Origin of the sequence: Saccharopolyspora hordei, from assembly GCF_013410345.1 — a bacterium.
In the GTDB taxonomy this organism is placed as follows: Bacteria; Actinomycetota; Actinomycetes; order Mycobacteriales; family Pseudonocardiaceae; genus Saccharopolyspora; species Saccharopolyspora hordei.
The window spans coordinates 4,212,865-4,226,650 of record NZ_JACCFJ010000001.1; the positions used below are offsets into that span (position 1 = coordinate 4,212,865).

Annotated in this window: 13 protein-coding genes; 10 read left to right on the plus strand and 3 right to left on the minus strand. The window is 73.0% G+C overall.

Going from position 1 to position 13,786, the window contains the following annotated elements; genetic code table 11:
- Positions 1–8: 8 nt before the first annotated feature.
- Positions 9–596, plus strand: coding sequence for a TetR/AcrR family transcriptional regulator (locus HNR68_RS19320; RefSeq protein ID WP_179723131.1), 588 nt, complete (start codon positions 9–11; stop codon positions 594–596).
- Between the two features lie 100 nt (positions 597–696).
- Here the strand turns inward: HNR68_RS19320 and ssuE are convergent, their stop codons facing one another.
- Positions 697–1,257, minus strand: a complete 561-nt coding sequence (ssuE, locus tag HNR68_RS19325) for an NADPH-dependent FMN reductase (protein ID WP_179723133.1) — start codon at positions 1,255–1,257, stop codon at positions 697–699.
- Between the two features lie 364 nt (positions 1,258–1,621).
- Here ssuE and HNR68_RS19330 point away from each other — a divergent pair, with 364 nt between their 5' ends.
- Both HNR68_RS19330 and HNR68_RS19335 read left to right on the plus strand, forming a co-directional pair.
- Positions 1,622–2,884, plus strand: a complete 1,263-nt coding sequence (locus HNR68_RS19330; RefSeq protein ID WP_179723137.1) for an aminotransferase family protein — start codon at positions 1,622–1,624, stop codon at positions 2,882–2,884.
- A 512-nt stretch (positions 2,885–3,396) separates the two neighbouring features.
- Complete coding sequence (locus tag HNR68_RS19335; RefSeq protein ID WP_179725257.1) at positions 3,397–3,909, plus strand: ATP-binding protein; 513 nt, start codon at positions 3,397–3,399, stop codon at positions 3,907–3,909.
- Between the two features lie 110 nt (positions 3,910–4,019).
- On the opposite strand, the gene HNR68_RS19340 is transcribed toward HNR68_RS19335, so the two are convergent.
- Positions 4,020–5,246, minus strand: a complete 1,227-nt coding sequence (locus tag HNR68_RS19340; protein WP_425502848.1) for an IS30 family transposase — start codon at positions 5,244–5,246, stop codon at positions 4,020–4,022.
- A 229-nt stretch (positions 5,247–5,475) separates the two neighbouring features.
- Between HNR68_RS19340 and HNR68_RS19345 the strand changes: the two genes are divergently transcribed.
- On the plus strand, positions 5,476–7,305 hold the full coding sequence (locus tag HNR68_RS19345) for a transketolase (protein ID WP_179725259.1): 1,830 nt from the start codon (positions 5,476–5,478) through the stop codon (positions 7,303–7,305).
- Positions 7,306–7,363: 58 nt separating this feature from the next.
- Positions 7,364–7,558, plus strand: a complete 195-nt coding sequence (locus tag HNR68_RS19350; protein ID WP_179723138.1) for a DUF2795 domain-containing protein — start codon at positions 7,364–7,366, stop codon at positions 7,556–7,558.
- A 16-nt stretch (positions 7,559–7,574) separates the two neighbouring features.
- On the opposite strand, the gene HNR68_RS19355 is transcribed toward HNR68_RS19350, so the two are convergent.
- On the minus strand, positions 7,575–7,853 hold the full coding sequence (locus HNR68_RS19355; protein ID WP_179723139.1) for a DUF3040 domain-containing protein: 279 nt from the start codon (positions 7,851–7,853) through the stop codon (positions 7,575–7,577).
- Positions 7,854–8,305: 452 nt separating this feature from the next.
- Between HNR68_RS19355 and HNR68_RS19360 the strand changes: the two genes are divergently transcribed.
- The 5 genes from HNR68_RS19360 (at position 8,306) to HNR68_RS19380 (ending at position 13,781) form a co-directional block, all read left to right on the plus strand.
- Complete coding sequence (locus HNR68_RS19360) at positions 8,306–9,256, plus strand: LysR family transcriptional regulator (RefSeq protein ID WP_179723140.1); 951 nt, start codon at positions 8,306–8,308, stop codon at positions 9,254–9,256.
- A gap of 110 nt (positions 9,257–9,366) precedes the next feature.
- On the plus strand, positions 9,367–10,389 hold the full coding sequence (locus tag HNR68_RS19365; RefSeq protein ID WP_179723141.1) for an MBL fold metallo-hydrolase: 1,023 nt from the start codon (positions 9,367–9,369) through the stop codon (positions 10,387–10,389).
- A gap of 100 nt (positions 10,390–10,489) precedes the next feature.
- Entirely contained in the window at positions 10,490–11,620 is a 1,131-nt protein-coding gene (locus tag HNR68_RS19370) for an amidohydrolase family protein (RefSeq protein ID WP_179723142.1), read from the plus strand.
- A gap of 71 nt (positions 11,621–11,691) precedes the next feature.
- Positions 11,692–12,390 carry a FadR/GntR family transcriptional regulator gene (locus tag HNR68_RS19375; RefSeq protein WP_179725261.1) on the plus strand — a complete coding sequence of 233 codons (699 nt, stop codon included), beginning with the start codon at positions 11,692–11,694 and terminating at the stop codon, positions 12,388–12,390.
- On the plus strand, positions 12,387–13,781 hold the full coding sequence (locus tag HNR68_RS19380) for a four-carbon acid sugar kinase family protein (protein ID WP_179723143.1): 1,395 nt from the start codon (positions 12,387–12,389) through the stop codon (positions 13,779–13,781). Before HNR68_RS19375 ends, HNR68_RS19380 begins: the two co-directional genes overlap by 4 nt.
- Positions 13,782–13,786 lie beyond the last annotated feature (5 nt).

The following is a 13,786-nucleotide window of genomic DNA, read 5'->3' on the forward strand; positions in this document are numbered from 1 at the left end:
TGAACGGCATGCCCAGCACGGCACCCGCCACGACGGTCGGCGAAGACCAGCGGCGCGACGCGTGCGCGACGCGCGAGGCGATCCTGCGCACGGCCCGGCGCCGCTTCTCCTGCTGCGGCTACGCCGACGTGACGCTGCGCGACATCGCGGCCGACGCCGAGGTGAGCGCCGCGCTGGTGGTGAAGTACTTCGGCAGCAAGGAGAACCTGTTCGCCGAGGCCTCGGGCTTCGAGCAGGACGCCGAACGGCTGCTGGACTGCGAGCTGCCCCGGCTCGGCGAGCACCTGGTCCGCACCCTGCTGGACTACCACGAGCGCACCCAGGGCGACCCGCTGGTGCGCGCGGTGTTCACCTCGTCGCGCCCAGCGGGCGCCCGGTTCCGCGACAACTTCGAACGCCAGCTGGTCTCCCGCCTGGCCGACCGGCTGCCCGGCCCGGACGCCCTGCTGCGCGCGGAACTGGTGTGCAGCCACCTGATGGGGCTCGGCGCGTCCCGGCTGGTGCTGCGCACGAAGGCGATCAGCGCGGAACCGAAGGAGCACCTGGTCGCCATCACCGCCCCGCTCATCCAGCGCTGGCTCGACGGCCCGCTGTGACCCGGCCTCGGGCATCGAGCGCTCCGGGACCAGCCCCTCCGGGACTGCGCTGACCACGACGCGGGGTGCCGGCCGGACCGGCACCCCGCGTCGTCGCGTCTCAGGCCGAGCGGCCGAGGACGGTGTTGTGCGGCACCCCGTCGAGGGCCTTGGCGAACTGCTCGATGACGTCGGCCAGCGGCCCACCGCTGTCCGGGTGCACGCTGACCTCGTCGTCGACCACGGTGACGTGCTTGTCGAGCAGGAAGAAGCTCTGCACCACGTGCCGGGCGCCCAGCGAGTGCACCACCGGACGCAGCGCGTAGTCGATCGCCAGCACGTGGGCGATGGTCCCGCCGGTGGCCAGCGGCAGCACCGCCTTGCCCGCGAACCCGAACTGCGGCAGCAGGTCCAAGAACGACTTGAGCAGGCCCGAGTAGCTCGCCTTGTAGGTCGGGGTGGCCAGCACGATGCCGTCGGCCGCGTCGACCGCGGCGAGGGCGTCGGCGATGGCCGGGGCCCGGGTGTCGGCGCCGAGCAGCGCGTCCGCCGGCAGCGTCCGGACGCGGAGGTGGTCGACGCGGCGGCCGGCCGCGGTGAGGCGCTGGGCGATGTGGTCGCCGATCCGCTCGGTCTTCGAGGTGCGCGAGGGGCTGCCGGAGATCACCAGGACGTCGGACATGCGTGCTCCCAGGGTCGTTCCTTCCACGGTGGACCGTCTGCGCGGCCCGCTCAGCGGACGCGCGCGAGGCGGGGCCGACACGCCTGGGCGCAGACGCGCCGGAAGTCGACGTGCCGACGCCGGGTGAGCACCGGGAACATCACCCGGCCATCGTCAGCGGCGCGCCGAGGGCGTGTCAACGCTTCCCAGCACCCGGGAGCCGCACCGCCGGTGACCACAGTGGACAGATGCCGGAGCGGACACGGAGGGTGATCGCGCAAGTGTCGGTTCTGGCGAACGTGCGCGTCGATCTTCGGCGTTTTGGCACTGGCCTACCGGCCCGTCGGCAGCGAAGCTGGGGGCGCGACACCGAAGGAGGAACCACATGTCGACAGCACCGCGCGAGACCGCGCTGTGGCACCCGTTCGCGGACATGTTCGAGGTCAAGTCGAGCCAGTTCTGCGTCACCCGCGCCGAGGGCGTCTGGGTCTACGACCAGGACGGACGCCGCTACCTCGACGGCACCGCGAGCCTGTGGTACGCGAACGCGGGGCACGGCCGCACCGAGATCGTCGAGGCGGCGGCCGCGCAGATGCGCAGGCTGGAGTCCTACTTCGTGTTCAACGACTTCACCAACCCGCCGGCCGAGGAGCTGGCCGACCGGCTCGCCCAGCTGGCGCCGGTGGACGGCGCCAAGGTCTTCCTCACCACCGGCGGCGGGGAGTCGATCGACACCGCGGCCAAGCTGGCCCGCCAGTACTGGACCCAGCTCGGCCAGCCGCAGCGCACGCACATCATCAGCCGCGGCAACGCCTACCACGGCACCAACGGCCTGGGCACCAGCATCGGCGGCATCGAGGTCAACCGGAGCGGCTTCGGCGACCTCGTGCCCGAGACCACCCGCGTGGCGCACGACGACGCCGAGGCCCTGCGGGAGGCCATCGAGCGCATCGGGCCGGACCGGGTGGCCGCGTTCTTCGCCGAGCCGGTGATGGGCGCCGGCGGCCTGTACCCGCCGCCGCCCGGCTACCTGGAGGCCGTGGCCAAGCTCTGCGCCGAGCACGGGATCCTGTTCGTGGCCGACTCGGTGATCTGCGGGTTCGGCCGGGTCGGCAGCTGGTTCGGCGTCGAGCGGTGGGGCCTGCAGCCCGACATGATCACCTTCGCCAAGGGCGTGACCAGCGGATACCTCCCGCTGGGCGGCGTGGTGGTGTCCCAGCGGGTCGCCGAGCCGTTCTGGCAGCAGCCCGGGCGCGTGTTCCGGCACGGCGCGACCTACTCCGGGCACCCCACGGTCGCCGCCGCGGCGCTGGCCAACCTCGACATCCTGGAGCGGGAGAAGCTGCTGCAGCGGGCCGACGAGCTGGAGCGCCCGCTGCACGAGGCCCTGCTCGCGCTCGCCGACCACCCCGCGGTGGGCGAGGTGCGCGGCGGCGTCGGGCTGCTGGGCGCGGTCGAGCTGGCCCCGGAGGTGCTGGCCGCCGACGCGGGGGCCGTCGCCCGCGTGCAGAAGGCGGTCCGCGAGCGCGGGGTCATCGTGCGTCCGCTGGGCAAGGCGCTGGCCGTCTCGCCGCCGCTGATCATCGAGGACGCGGAGATCGAATTGCTCGGCTCGGCGCTCCGGGAGGGGTTTGACACCATCGCGTGACCACGGCGGGGTGAATGCGACGTGATCGCATTCACCCCGCGCCGACTCCATTCCCCTCCGCGCATTCACTGGGCGGATATCGGTCGCTCATCCGGATGGAATATTCCCGTTGCGGAACCGATACGTTCCGATCTGTACCAGACTCGATCCGTCACGTACGTTCCTGCGTGGAAGCGTTGCCGCAGCCGCCGGTGGAGCCAGCCCGCACCGCCAGCCGTGGTACCGAAAGGCGTTGTGCTGCTCAAACGTTCTCAACCGCATCGTCCACAGCAGACCGCCGAGGGGTGTCCGCCATGCACCGTGTCACGTGAGGCCCGGAACCGCGGCACCGGCCGGGCAGCCGGAACCGCGCGGCGCAGAGCTCGCCAGATGAATGACAGATCCCCGGAACCGGCCCCGGTGAAAGGTGGCGGAGGAGGACCGCCCCTGTGCACGGGCCGCCCGAACGAGTTGGCAAAATAAAGCTTCCGGGTGACGACGCGCAGCGGACGCGGATGGAGGACGACAGCCAGGTGAACACCCAAACCGCCCAAGTCGACGACCTGCGACTCATCGCACTTCCCAGCGCGGTCAACTGCGCCGAGATGTTCGTCCGCTTCACCCTCACCGAGTGGTCGCTCACCGACCTGATCGACGAGACCACCCAGCTGACCACCGCCCTGGTCACCGCGGCCGTGGACAACGCGAACCAGGACTCCGCGGGCTTCATCACGGTGCGCCTGCGGCTCAGCGGCGACAGCCTGGTCTGCGAGGTCGAGGACGAGCAGGCCTCCGTCCCGCCGGCCCTGGCCCCCGGCTTCGCCGGCGGCCGCTGCGGCTCGACCACCCTGCGCGGCGGCGGCAGCCTCGTGTGGTGCGAGGTGCCGCTCCCGGGCGGGGTCTCGGCGGACGCCGTACCGCTCCCCCGCCGCTCCAAGACCAGGCGCAGCCCGATGGCCGAGCACCCGGCGGAGGAGACGGCCGAGATCGATCCAGAGGTCGTCAAGCGGCTGCTCTCCGGCCTCAGCAACGCGGACCTGGGCTGATCGGAGCCCCAGGCTCCCCCGCGCGGCGGCGCCGGTCAGGAGAACGGACCGAGGTGAAGGGCACCTTTCGCCGACCCGGCGGTTTCGGGGGGTCGTTGCAACGCGGTTGATCAATTGGTTTGGGTCAGGAGTTTAGTCAGGCGCTCGGCTGGGGTGTCCCAGCCGAGCGTTTTGCGTGGTCGGCGGTTGAGTTGGGCGGCGACGGCGGCGAGGTCGTCGGGGGTGTGGACAGAGAGGTCGCTGCCTTTGGGGAAGTACTGGCGGAGCAGGCCGTTGGTGTTTTCGTTGCTGCCGCGTTGCCAGGGCGAGTGAGGGTCGCAGAAGTAGACCGGGATGTTGGTGGCGAGGGTGAACTCGTGGTGGCGGCTCATCTCAGCGCCTTGGTCCCAGGTCAGGGACCGTTTCAGGTGGGTGGGCAGTGTCTGGATGGTGGTGATGAGGCCGTCGCGGACGGTTTCGGCGTCGTGTCGTTCTGGCAGGTGGACCAGCAGCACGTAGCGGGTGGTGCGCTCGACCAGTGTGCCGATCGCGGATGCCCCGCCGGCACCGAGGATCAGGTCACCTTCCCAGTGGCCGGGCACGGCCCGGTCCGCGACCTCGGCCGGGCGGTCGCTGATCATCAGCATCGGTGCGGTGAAGCGGGACTGGCGTTGCTCGGTGGTCCGGCGGGGTCGGCGCACCGTACGGCCGGTGCGCAGCGCCCGGGCCAGTTCACGACGCAGTCCGCCGCGACCTTGGACATAAAGGGCCTGGTAGATCGTCTCGTGGGTCACGTGCAGCTCCGGGCGGTCGGGATGGTCCCGGCGCAGCCGATGGCTGATCTGCTCCGGGCTGTACCGGTCGTCGAGCATGCCCTGCACCCGTTCACGCAATTCGGGATGGGCGGCGATCTTGCCGGTCTTCGGCCGGGCGCGGCGCGCCTCGGCGCGAGCCTGAGCGGCATAGGGCCGGTAGTCACCGCTACCGGGATGACTGTTGCGCCGCAGCTCCCGGCTGATCGTGCCAGGATCACGCCCCAGCTCGCCTGCGATGGCCCGCACACCCAGGCCGGCCCGACGCAGGTCAGCGATCACCAGCCGCTCGTCCTGAGACAAAAACCGGGACGACACCTCGGGCCGGGCACGAGCCGGAGGTGACGGCGGGGCGCAAGAACACGTGGTCCCACGCCCCGCCCGTCGGCCGAATCGCCACCGATACCCGGTCGTGCGGCTGACCCCCACGATCCGGCATGCCTCAACCGTGCCCACACCCCGCGCCACAAGATCAAAATAGACCTCGCGCTCAGCAAGCAACTTCTTACACCCCTGAGGCGACCTGTCCTGACGGATCTCGAACACCGCAACCCCTGAACAAATCAGGCGTTGCAACCACCGCTAGAACCCGAGCCCGGTTGGTGAAGGGTGCCCTTCACCTCGGTGACGGGCGGTTCACCGCACTGCGCGCGGACGCGGTCCTCGCCGCTGGGCGCCGGAGCGACGGCTCCCGGTGTGCACGGGCGGTGACCGGCGGTGCCGACGGCCTGGTCCGGGCGTTTCGCGGAGCGCCAGGGTGGGCACTTGGTGGGGCATGGACCACCTGACCTTCCGCTTCGAACTGGCGCAGCAGCTGCGGGTGGACTCCGTGCGGTGCAGCAGCGCTGCCGGGTCCGGGCACCCCACCTCCTCCATGTCGGCCGCCGACCTGATGGCCGCCCTGCTCGACGGCCACCTGCGGCTCGACTTCGACCACCCGGACGACCCGCACAACGACCACCTGATCTTCTCCAAGGGGCACGCGTCACCGCTGCTGTACTCGTGCCTGAAGGCCGTCGGGGCGATCGACGACGCCGAGCTGATGACCTTCCGCCAGTTCGGCAGCCGGGTGGAGGGGCACCCGACCCCGGTGCTGCCCTGGGTGGACGTGGCCACCGGGTCGCTCGGCCAAGGGCTGCCGATCGGCGTCGGCCTGGCGCTGGCCGCGCAGCGACTGGACCGCCTGCCCTACCGGGTGTGGGTGCTGTGCGGCGACAGCGAGATGGCCGAGGGCTCGGTCTGGGAGGCCCTCGAGCACGCCGGGAACGAACAGCTGGACAACCTGATCGCGCTGGTCGACGTCAACCGGCTCGGCCAGACCGGGGAGACCATGCACGGCTGGGACCTCGGCGCCTACGCCGCCCGCGCGCGGGCGGCCGGCTGGCGGGTGCTGGAGATCGACGGCCACGACGCGGAGCAGATCGAGACCGCGCTGAAGGACGCCGAGGACGGCGACGGCCGGCCGGTCGCGGTGCTGGCGGCGACCAAGAAGGGCCGGGGCGTCGCCGAGGTCGAGGACAAGCCCGGCTTCCACGGCAAGGCGCTGGTGCACCCGGACGAAGCGATCCGCGAGCTCGGCGGGCCCCGCGACCTGCGGGTCACCCCGGCGAAGCCGGACGTCCAGGCCGAGCCGCACGTCTTCCAGGTGCGCGGCGGCGGGCTGCCCGCCTTCGAACCGGGCGCCGAGGTCGCCACCCGCAAGGCCTACGGCGAGGCGCTGCGCGCGCTCGGCGACCGCCGCGGGGACGTGGTGGCGCTCGACGGCGAGGTCTCCAACTCCACGCACTCCGAGATGTTCCGCGAGGCCCACCCGGACCGCTTCTTCGAGATGTACATCGCCGAGCAGCAGATGGTGGCCGCTGCGGTGGGCATGCAGGTGCGCGGGTGGCGGCCGTACGCGTCGACCTTCGCCGCCTTCCTCACCCGCGCCTACGACTTCATCCGGATGGCCGCGGTGAGCCGAGCGAACCTCTGCCTGATGGGCTCGCACGCCGGGGTCGCGATCGGTGAGGACGGGCCGTCGCAGATGGCGCTGGAGGACCTGGCCGCGCTGCGCGCGGTGCACAGCAGCACCGTGCTCTACCCGTGCGACGCGAACCAGACCGTGCAGCTGGCCGCGGCGATGGCGGACCGCCCCGGGATCAACTACCTGCGCACCAGCCGCGGCGCCACCCCGGTGATCTACGGACCGGACGAGGAGTTCCCGATCGGCGGTTCCCGCGTGGTGCGCGACGGCGACGACGTCACGCTGGTCGGGGCCGGGATCACCCTGCACGAAGCCCTGCGCGCGGCGCAGGTCCTCGAACCGGAGGGCATCACCGCCCGGGTGATCGACCTGTACTCGATCAAGCCGGTGGACGCCGAGACGCTGCGCCGCGCCGCGGCGGAGACCAGCGGCCTGGTCACGGCGGAGGACCACTGGCCGGAGGGCGGGCTCGGCGAGACCGTGCTCAGCGCGCTGGCCGGCGTCGGAGCGCCGGTGCGCCTGCTGGCGGTGCGGACCATGCCCGGCTCGGGGACACCTGCCGAGCTGCTCGGCCAAGCGGGCATCGACGCCGCCTCCATCGCGGCGGAAGCCAGGGAGCTGGTCAAGGCCCGCAGGTGATGCCGGGGTTCCCGCGCCTCCCGTCCGGGTAGCCGGGGGTCAGCTCCCGGAGGCCGTCATGTCGTCCGCACCCGATCGCGCAGATCTGCTCAGGTACCTGTGCCACGTCCGGTTCCCCGCCACCAAGCAGGAGATCCACCGGCAGTGCGTGGCGCTGGGCACGCCGGCGCCGTGCCTGGAGCGGCTGCGGACCCTGCCCGAGGGCACCTACGTCGAAGCCGACACGGTGCTGCAGGCGCTGCCGCCGCTGTGACGGTGCGGGGGTGGGGTCAGGTCCGTCCGTGTCGCCTGTCCCGCCACCAGGCGGCGCCCGCGCCCCCGACGGCGGCCGCGAAGAGCGTCACCGAGCTCAGCACCAGCCCGCTCACCATGCACAGCACCGCCAGCAACGCGACGAGCGCGCACACCAGGTACACGAGGAACCGGCGCAGGGTGGTCCAGTTCCGGCGCCCGTCGAACCGCTCGAACTTCTCCGCCAGCCGAGGATCGCCGGACACCAGCGCCGATTCGATCTCGGCCAACCTGTCCCGCTCGTGCCTGCTCAACATGACGAGCTCCTAGCGACGTTCCTTTCGACCCCAAAGAGGTACCCGCGCCCCATCTGACTGATGCCCCCGAAGGGCCCATACAGATTGGCATGAGCAGGTGCACCACCCCACGCGGCGACCGGGTGAATTTCGATCACGGAGCGCGATCAACAACAGCTACCGCCCGTCACCACCCCAGTCCTGGCGACGCGGCCGGGCCGCCTGCCGTCCACCCACGCGCCGGGCCGCGGTCGGTGGTCCGCGGTTCGCCGACTCCCACGGCCCCTCGTCAGCGGTCGGCGTCGTGGGTGAAGCCCGGCGTGGTGGGCTGAGCGGTGGCGTGCGGGCGCGGGGAGCTCGACCGCGGCAACCCGCACAGGGGTCGGAGGATCGCGCGCGCCGCTCCCGTTGTCGCGAAAACCGTTGCGCAGTGCGGCGATCCGGGATCGCGGGACGCGATGTACCGTCCTGCCATGGGGATCGAGATCCGGCAGCTCCGGATGGTCTGCGCGATCGCGGAGCGCGGGAGCATCACGCGTGCCGCGGCGGATCTGGAGCTCACCCAACCCGCGCTGAGCAAACAGCTGCAGGGGATCGAGGAGCTGCTCGGCGGCACGCTGTTCGTGCGCAGCCGGACCGGTGTCGTGCCGACGGAGCTCGGACGGCGGACCGTGGACCGCGCGCGGATCGTGCTGTCCGAAGTGGACTCGCTCTTCGGGACGCCCGGCCGGCCGCTGCCGTCGACCGAACCGCTGCACCTCGGGTGCGCCGACCTGGCGTGCGTGCCGAGCGTCGCGGACCGGGTGCAGGACGACCGGCTGGGCCGCGCGGTGGTGCTGCACGTCGAGCCCTCCGCCGCCGCGCTGGCGGACGCGTTGGCACAGGGCCGGTTCGACGCCGGCCTGCTGGCCACCACCGAGGGCGACGAGGTCCCGCTGGGACGCGCGGTCACCAGCCGCGTCCTCGTGCCACGCTTCCCGTGGTTCGTCGCGCTCGCCGCCGACCACTGGGCCGCAGGACGAGAACACGTGCGACTGGCCGAGCTCGGCGAGGAGTCGTGGATCGGTCCGCCCGGCGCGGTCTCGGCGGAGGTGTTCCGCGCCGCGTGCCTGAAAGCCGGGTTCGACCCGCGGATCCGGTTCCGGGCACCCAGCGGCGGGGCGTGGGAGCTCGTCACCCGCGGCCACGGCATCCGGCTGGTCGAGCCGACCGCCACCGCGCCGGCGGGGGCCGTCGTGCGGCCGCTGGCCGGGGACCCGCTGACCGCGCGGCTCGCGGTGGCCTGGCGGCCGGACCGGCTGACCGCGGCGCAGGCCGACCTGCTCCACCACGCCCTCGCCCAGGCCCACCTGGCGCACGTCGCGGACAACCCCGCGTTCCTCCGCTGGTGGCAGTCCCACCCCGAGGTGCACCCCGTCCGCTGACCCGCTCCGAGGCGGGGACCGACGTGGCGCAAGGCACACTGACCGGTCGGTATGTCTGTGGTAGGTCTACTGGGACGCCTCCGAACGGGGGCGGGCTCGGAGGTGCGGTCATGGGCGACTCACGGCACGAGTGGATGCGACCGGGCGCGTACGAGGTGGCCCCGGGCGTGCACCGGATCCCGCTGCCCCTGCCCAACGACGGCCTCCGCGCGGTCAACGTCTACGCGATCACCGACGGCGACGCGCTCACCCTCATCGACGGCGGTTGGGCCCTGGACGCGGCCCGGGAGCAGCTCAACGCCGGACTGCGGCAGATCGGCGCCGGGCTCGGCGACATCCGGCGGTTCCTGGTCACCCACGCGCACCGCGACCACTACACGCAGGCGGTGGCCCTGCGCCGGGAGTACGGCTCCCGGGTGCTGCTCGGCGAGGGCGAGCAGCCCACGCTGGAGAAGTTGATGCATCCCAGCCACGTGTCGCTGGAGAAGCAGGTCGAGATGCTCGCCGCCTGCGGGGCGGGACCGGTGCGCGACGCGGTGATCGCCGCCCGCGGCGGGAAGAGCCGCACCACCGGCTGGGAAGAACCGGACGAGTGGATCACCAGCTCCACCGACGTCAGCCTGGCCGACCGCCCGTTGCGCGCGCTGCCCACCCCCGGCCACACCCGCGGCCACGTGGTGTTCATCGACGACGCGAGCTCGCTGCTGTTCGCCGGGGACCACGTGCTGCCGCACATCACCCCGTCCATCGGCTTCGAGCAGGCCCCCAGCGAGCTGCCGCTGCGCGAGTACCTGGCCTCGCTGCGGCTGGTCCGGTCCTTGCCGGACATGCGGTTGCTCCCCGCGCACGGCCCGGTCACCGAGAGCGCGCACCAGCGGATCGACGAGCTGCTGGACCACCACGACCGGCGGCTGGCGGACACGGCGCGGACCGTCGAGCGCGGCGCCACCACCGCCTACGAAGCCGCCCGCGCCCTCACCTGGACCCGCCGCGAGCGCAAGCTCGACGACCTCGACCCCTACAACCAGATGCTGGCGGTCCTGGAGACCGCGGCCCACCTCGACGTGCTGGTCCTGCAGTCGAAGCTCCGCGCGGAGACCGTCGACGGCGTCACGCACTACGCACCGGCCTGAGCCGCCGGTCTCCCCGCCGGGCCTCGGGCATCCTGGTCAGGACGCGCGACGCGCCGCGGTCGCCGAGGACGGCCCCGCGTCGTGCGGTGCGGGAGGGGCGATGGCGGACGACGAGCTCGCGGCGGCGGTGGACGAGCTGCCGCTGGTGGACCACCACGTGCACGGCGCCCTGGTCGGCGAGGTCGACCGGGCCGGGCTGGAGGCGCTGCTCACCGAGTCCGACCGGCCGGTCCCGGCGTGGATGACGCAGTTCGACTCGCAGCTGGGCTTCGCCGTCCGCCGCTGGTGCGCGCCGGTGCTCGACCTCCCGCCGCACGCCGACGCCGCGGACTACGTCGCGCGGCGCGCAGAACTGGGCGTCGCCGAGGTCACCCGCCGGCTGCTGGCGGCCAGCGGGGTCGAGCACTTCCTGGTCGACGCCGGGTACGGCGGTGAGGTGCTGCTCTCCCCCGCCGAGATGGCGGCGGTGTCCGGCGCGCGGGTGGACGAGGTCGTGCGCCTGGAGACGGTGCTGGAGGACCTCGCGCGCAGCGGCGTGGGCGCTGCCGAAATCCCCGCCCGCTTCCCGGAAGCGCTCGCGGAGCGCACGGTCGACGCGGTGGGGCTCAAGAGCGTGGTGGCCTACCGGTTCGGCTTCGACTTCGACCCGGAACGCCCGTCCGAGGCCGAGGTCGTCTCCGCCGCCGACCGGTGGCTCCGCACGGGCGGCCGGGTGGAAGACCCCGTGCTGCTGCGGTTCCTGCTGTGGTCCGGGGTCGACCGCGGGCTGCCGCTGCAGCTGCACGCCGGCTACGGCGATCCCGACGTCGAGCTGCACCGCTGCGACCCGCTGCTGCTCACCCGGTTCATCAAGCTCGTCGAACCGCGCGGCGTGGACCTCGTGCTGCTGCACTGCTACCCCTACCACCGCAACGCCGGGTACCTGGCGCAGGTGTTCCCGCACGTGCACTTCGACGTGGGGCTCGCGGTCAACCACACCGGGGCGCGCTCGGCCGCGGTGGTGGCCGAGTCCCTGGAACTCGCGCCGTTCGCGAAGGTGCTGTTCTCCTCCGACGCGTGCGGACCGCCGGAGCTGCACCACCTCGGCGCGCTGCTGTGGCGGCGCGGGATGCGCGCCGCGCTGGGCGAGCGGGTGGCCGCGGGCGATTGGTCCACCCCGGACGCGGTCCGGGTGGCGCGGATGGTCGGCCGCGACAACGCCCGCCGCCTCTACCGCCTCGAACGCTGGTGATCAAGTGTTGACCCGGCGGGGCCGGGCGCATAACGTCCGCGGACGTCTGACGTCTGATGGGATGGGTGCGGATGTCGTTGCCGGACGATCTCGCCGAGCAGCTGCTCGGTGCGATCATCGAGGGGACCTACCCGCCGGGCGCCGCGCTGCCCACGGAAGCCGAGCTCGCCGAGCAGTTCTCGGTCAGCCGCCTGACCGTCCGGGAAGCGGTGAAGGTGCTGCGGGCGCAGAACGTGGTGCGCGTCCAGCGGGGTCGCGGCACCTACGTCAACCCGCCCGCGCAGTGGACCGCGCTGGACCCGATGATCCGCGCCGCGACCCGCGCGGGACGGGTGGTGTCGGAGAGCCTGATCGAGGCCCGGCGGCTGCTGGAGGTGGGCGCCGCCGAGCTCGCCGCGACCAAGCGCACCGAGGACCACCTGGCGCAGCTGCGCGAGCAGCTCCAGGACATGCGCACCGCGGACGAGACCGGCGACGTGGAGCTGTTCGTCTCCGCCGACATCGCCTTCCACGACACGGTCATGCAGGCCACCGGCAACGCCTTCATCCCGCTGATGTTCGAGCCCTTCGGCCGGCTGCTGGTGGAGGGACGCCGGGAGACCTCGGCGGTCGGCGCGATCCGGACCAACGCCATCGCCGAGCACGGCAAGGTGCTGCGCGCGCTGGAGTCCGGCGACCCGAACCGCGCCCGGCGCGCGATGAGCGACCACCTCGCGCAGACCGCCGACGACCTGCGCACCCACGTCACCGACGAGCGGGAGGCCCGATGACCTCGGTGGAGGAGCTGCTGGCGGGCCTGCCCCCGGTCCGCCCGGTCGACCCGGGCGAGGTCACCGGCGGCGGGCACCTGGTCGTGCTGGACGACGACCCGACCGGCACCCAGACCGTCGCCGACGTGCCGGTGCTGACCAGCTGGTCGGTGGACGACCTGCGCTGGGGGCTGCGGCACCCGTCCCGCGCCTGCTTCGTGCTCACCAACACCCGCAGCCTCGCCGCCGCCGACGCGACGGCCCGCAACCGCGAGGTGCTCGACGCGCTGGTGGTCGCAGCGGAGGCCGAGGGCGTGGAGCCCGTGGTGGCCAGCCGCAGCGATTCCACGCTGCGCGGCCACTTCCCGGTCGAGACCGACGCACTGGCCGACGACCTGGCGCGGCACGGCCGTCCGGTCGACGGCGTCGTGATCGTGCCTGCGTTCCCGGACGCCGGCCGCATCACCGTCGACTCGGTGCACTGGGCCCGCACGGCCGCCGGGATGGTGCCCGCCGGCGAGACCGAGTTCGCCCGCGACGCGACCTTCGGGTACCGCAGCTCGGACCTGCGGGAGTGGGTCGAGGAGAAGACCGGCGGCCGCACGGCCGCGGCCGACGTCCTGGCGATCACCGTGGCCGACCTGCGCAGCGGCGGCCCGCAGCACGTCGCCGAGCTGCTGAGCGGGGTGCGCGACCGGCAGCCGGTGGTGGTGGACGCCGCGTGCGACGACGACCTGCGGGTGCTCGCGTCGGCGCTGCTGCAGGCGGAATCGCGCGGGACGCGGCTGCTGTACCGGATCGGGCCGGCGTTCGTCCGCGCCCGCATCGGCCAGGCCGCCAGTCCCCCGCTGGACGCGGCGGCGCTGCGCGCCTACGGCTCCGGGCACGGGCTGATCGCGGTGGGCTCGCACGTCGGGCTGACCACCGCGCAGCTCGCCGGGCTGCGCGAGCTGGGCGGGGTCGAGGAGTTCGAGCTGGACGTGCCGACGTTGCTGGACCCGGCCTCGCGCGACGACCACGTCGCCGAGGTCAGCGCCCGCGCGGCCGAGGCGATGCGCCGCTGCGACGCGGTGGTCCGCACCAGCCGCACGCTGGTCACCGGGGCCGACGCCGACGAGAGCCTGGCCATCGCGCGGACGGTGTCCGCGGCGCTGGTCGACGCCGTGGCCGCGACCGTGCGGCGGCACCAGCCCGCGTTCGTCGTCGCCAAGGGCGGCATCACCTCCAGCGACATCGCCACCGAGGCCCTGGGCATCCGCCGCGCGATCACGCGGGGGACGCTGCTGCCCGGCATCGTGTCGCTGTGGGAGCCGGTCGCCGGCGGGGCCGCCGGCACGCCCTACGTCGTCTTCCCCGGCAACGTCGGTGACGAGCACGCGCTCGCCCGCGTCGTCGGTTCCCTCCGGTCATGAGAGTC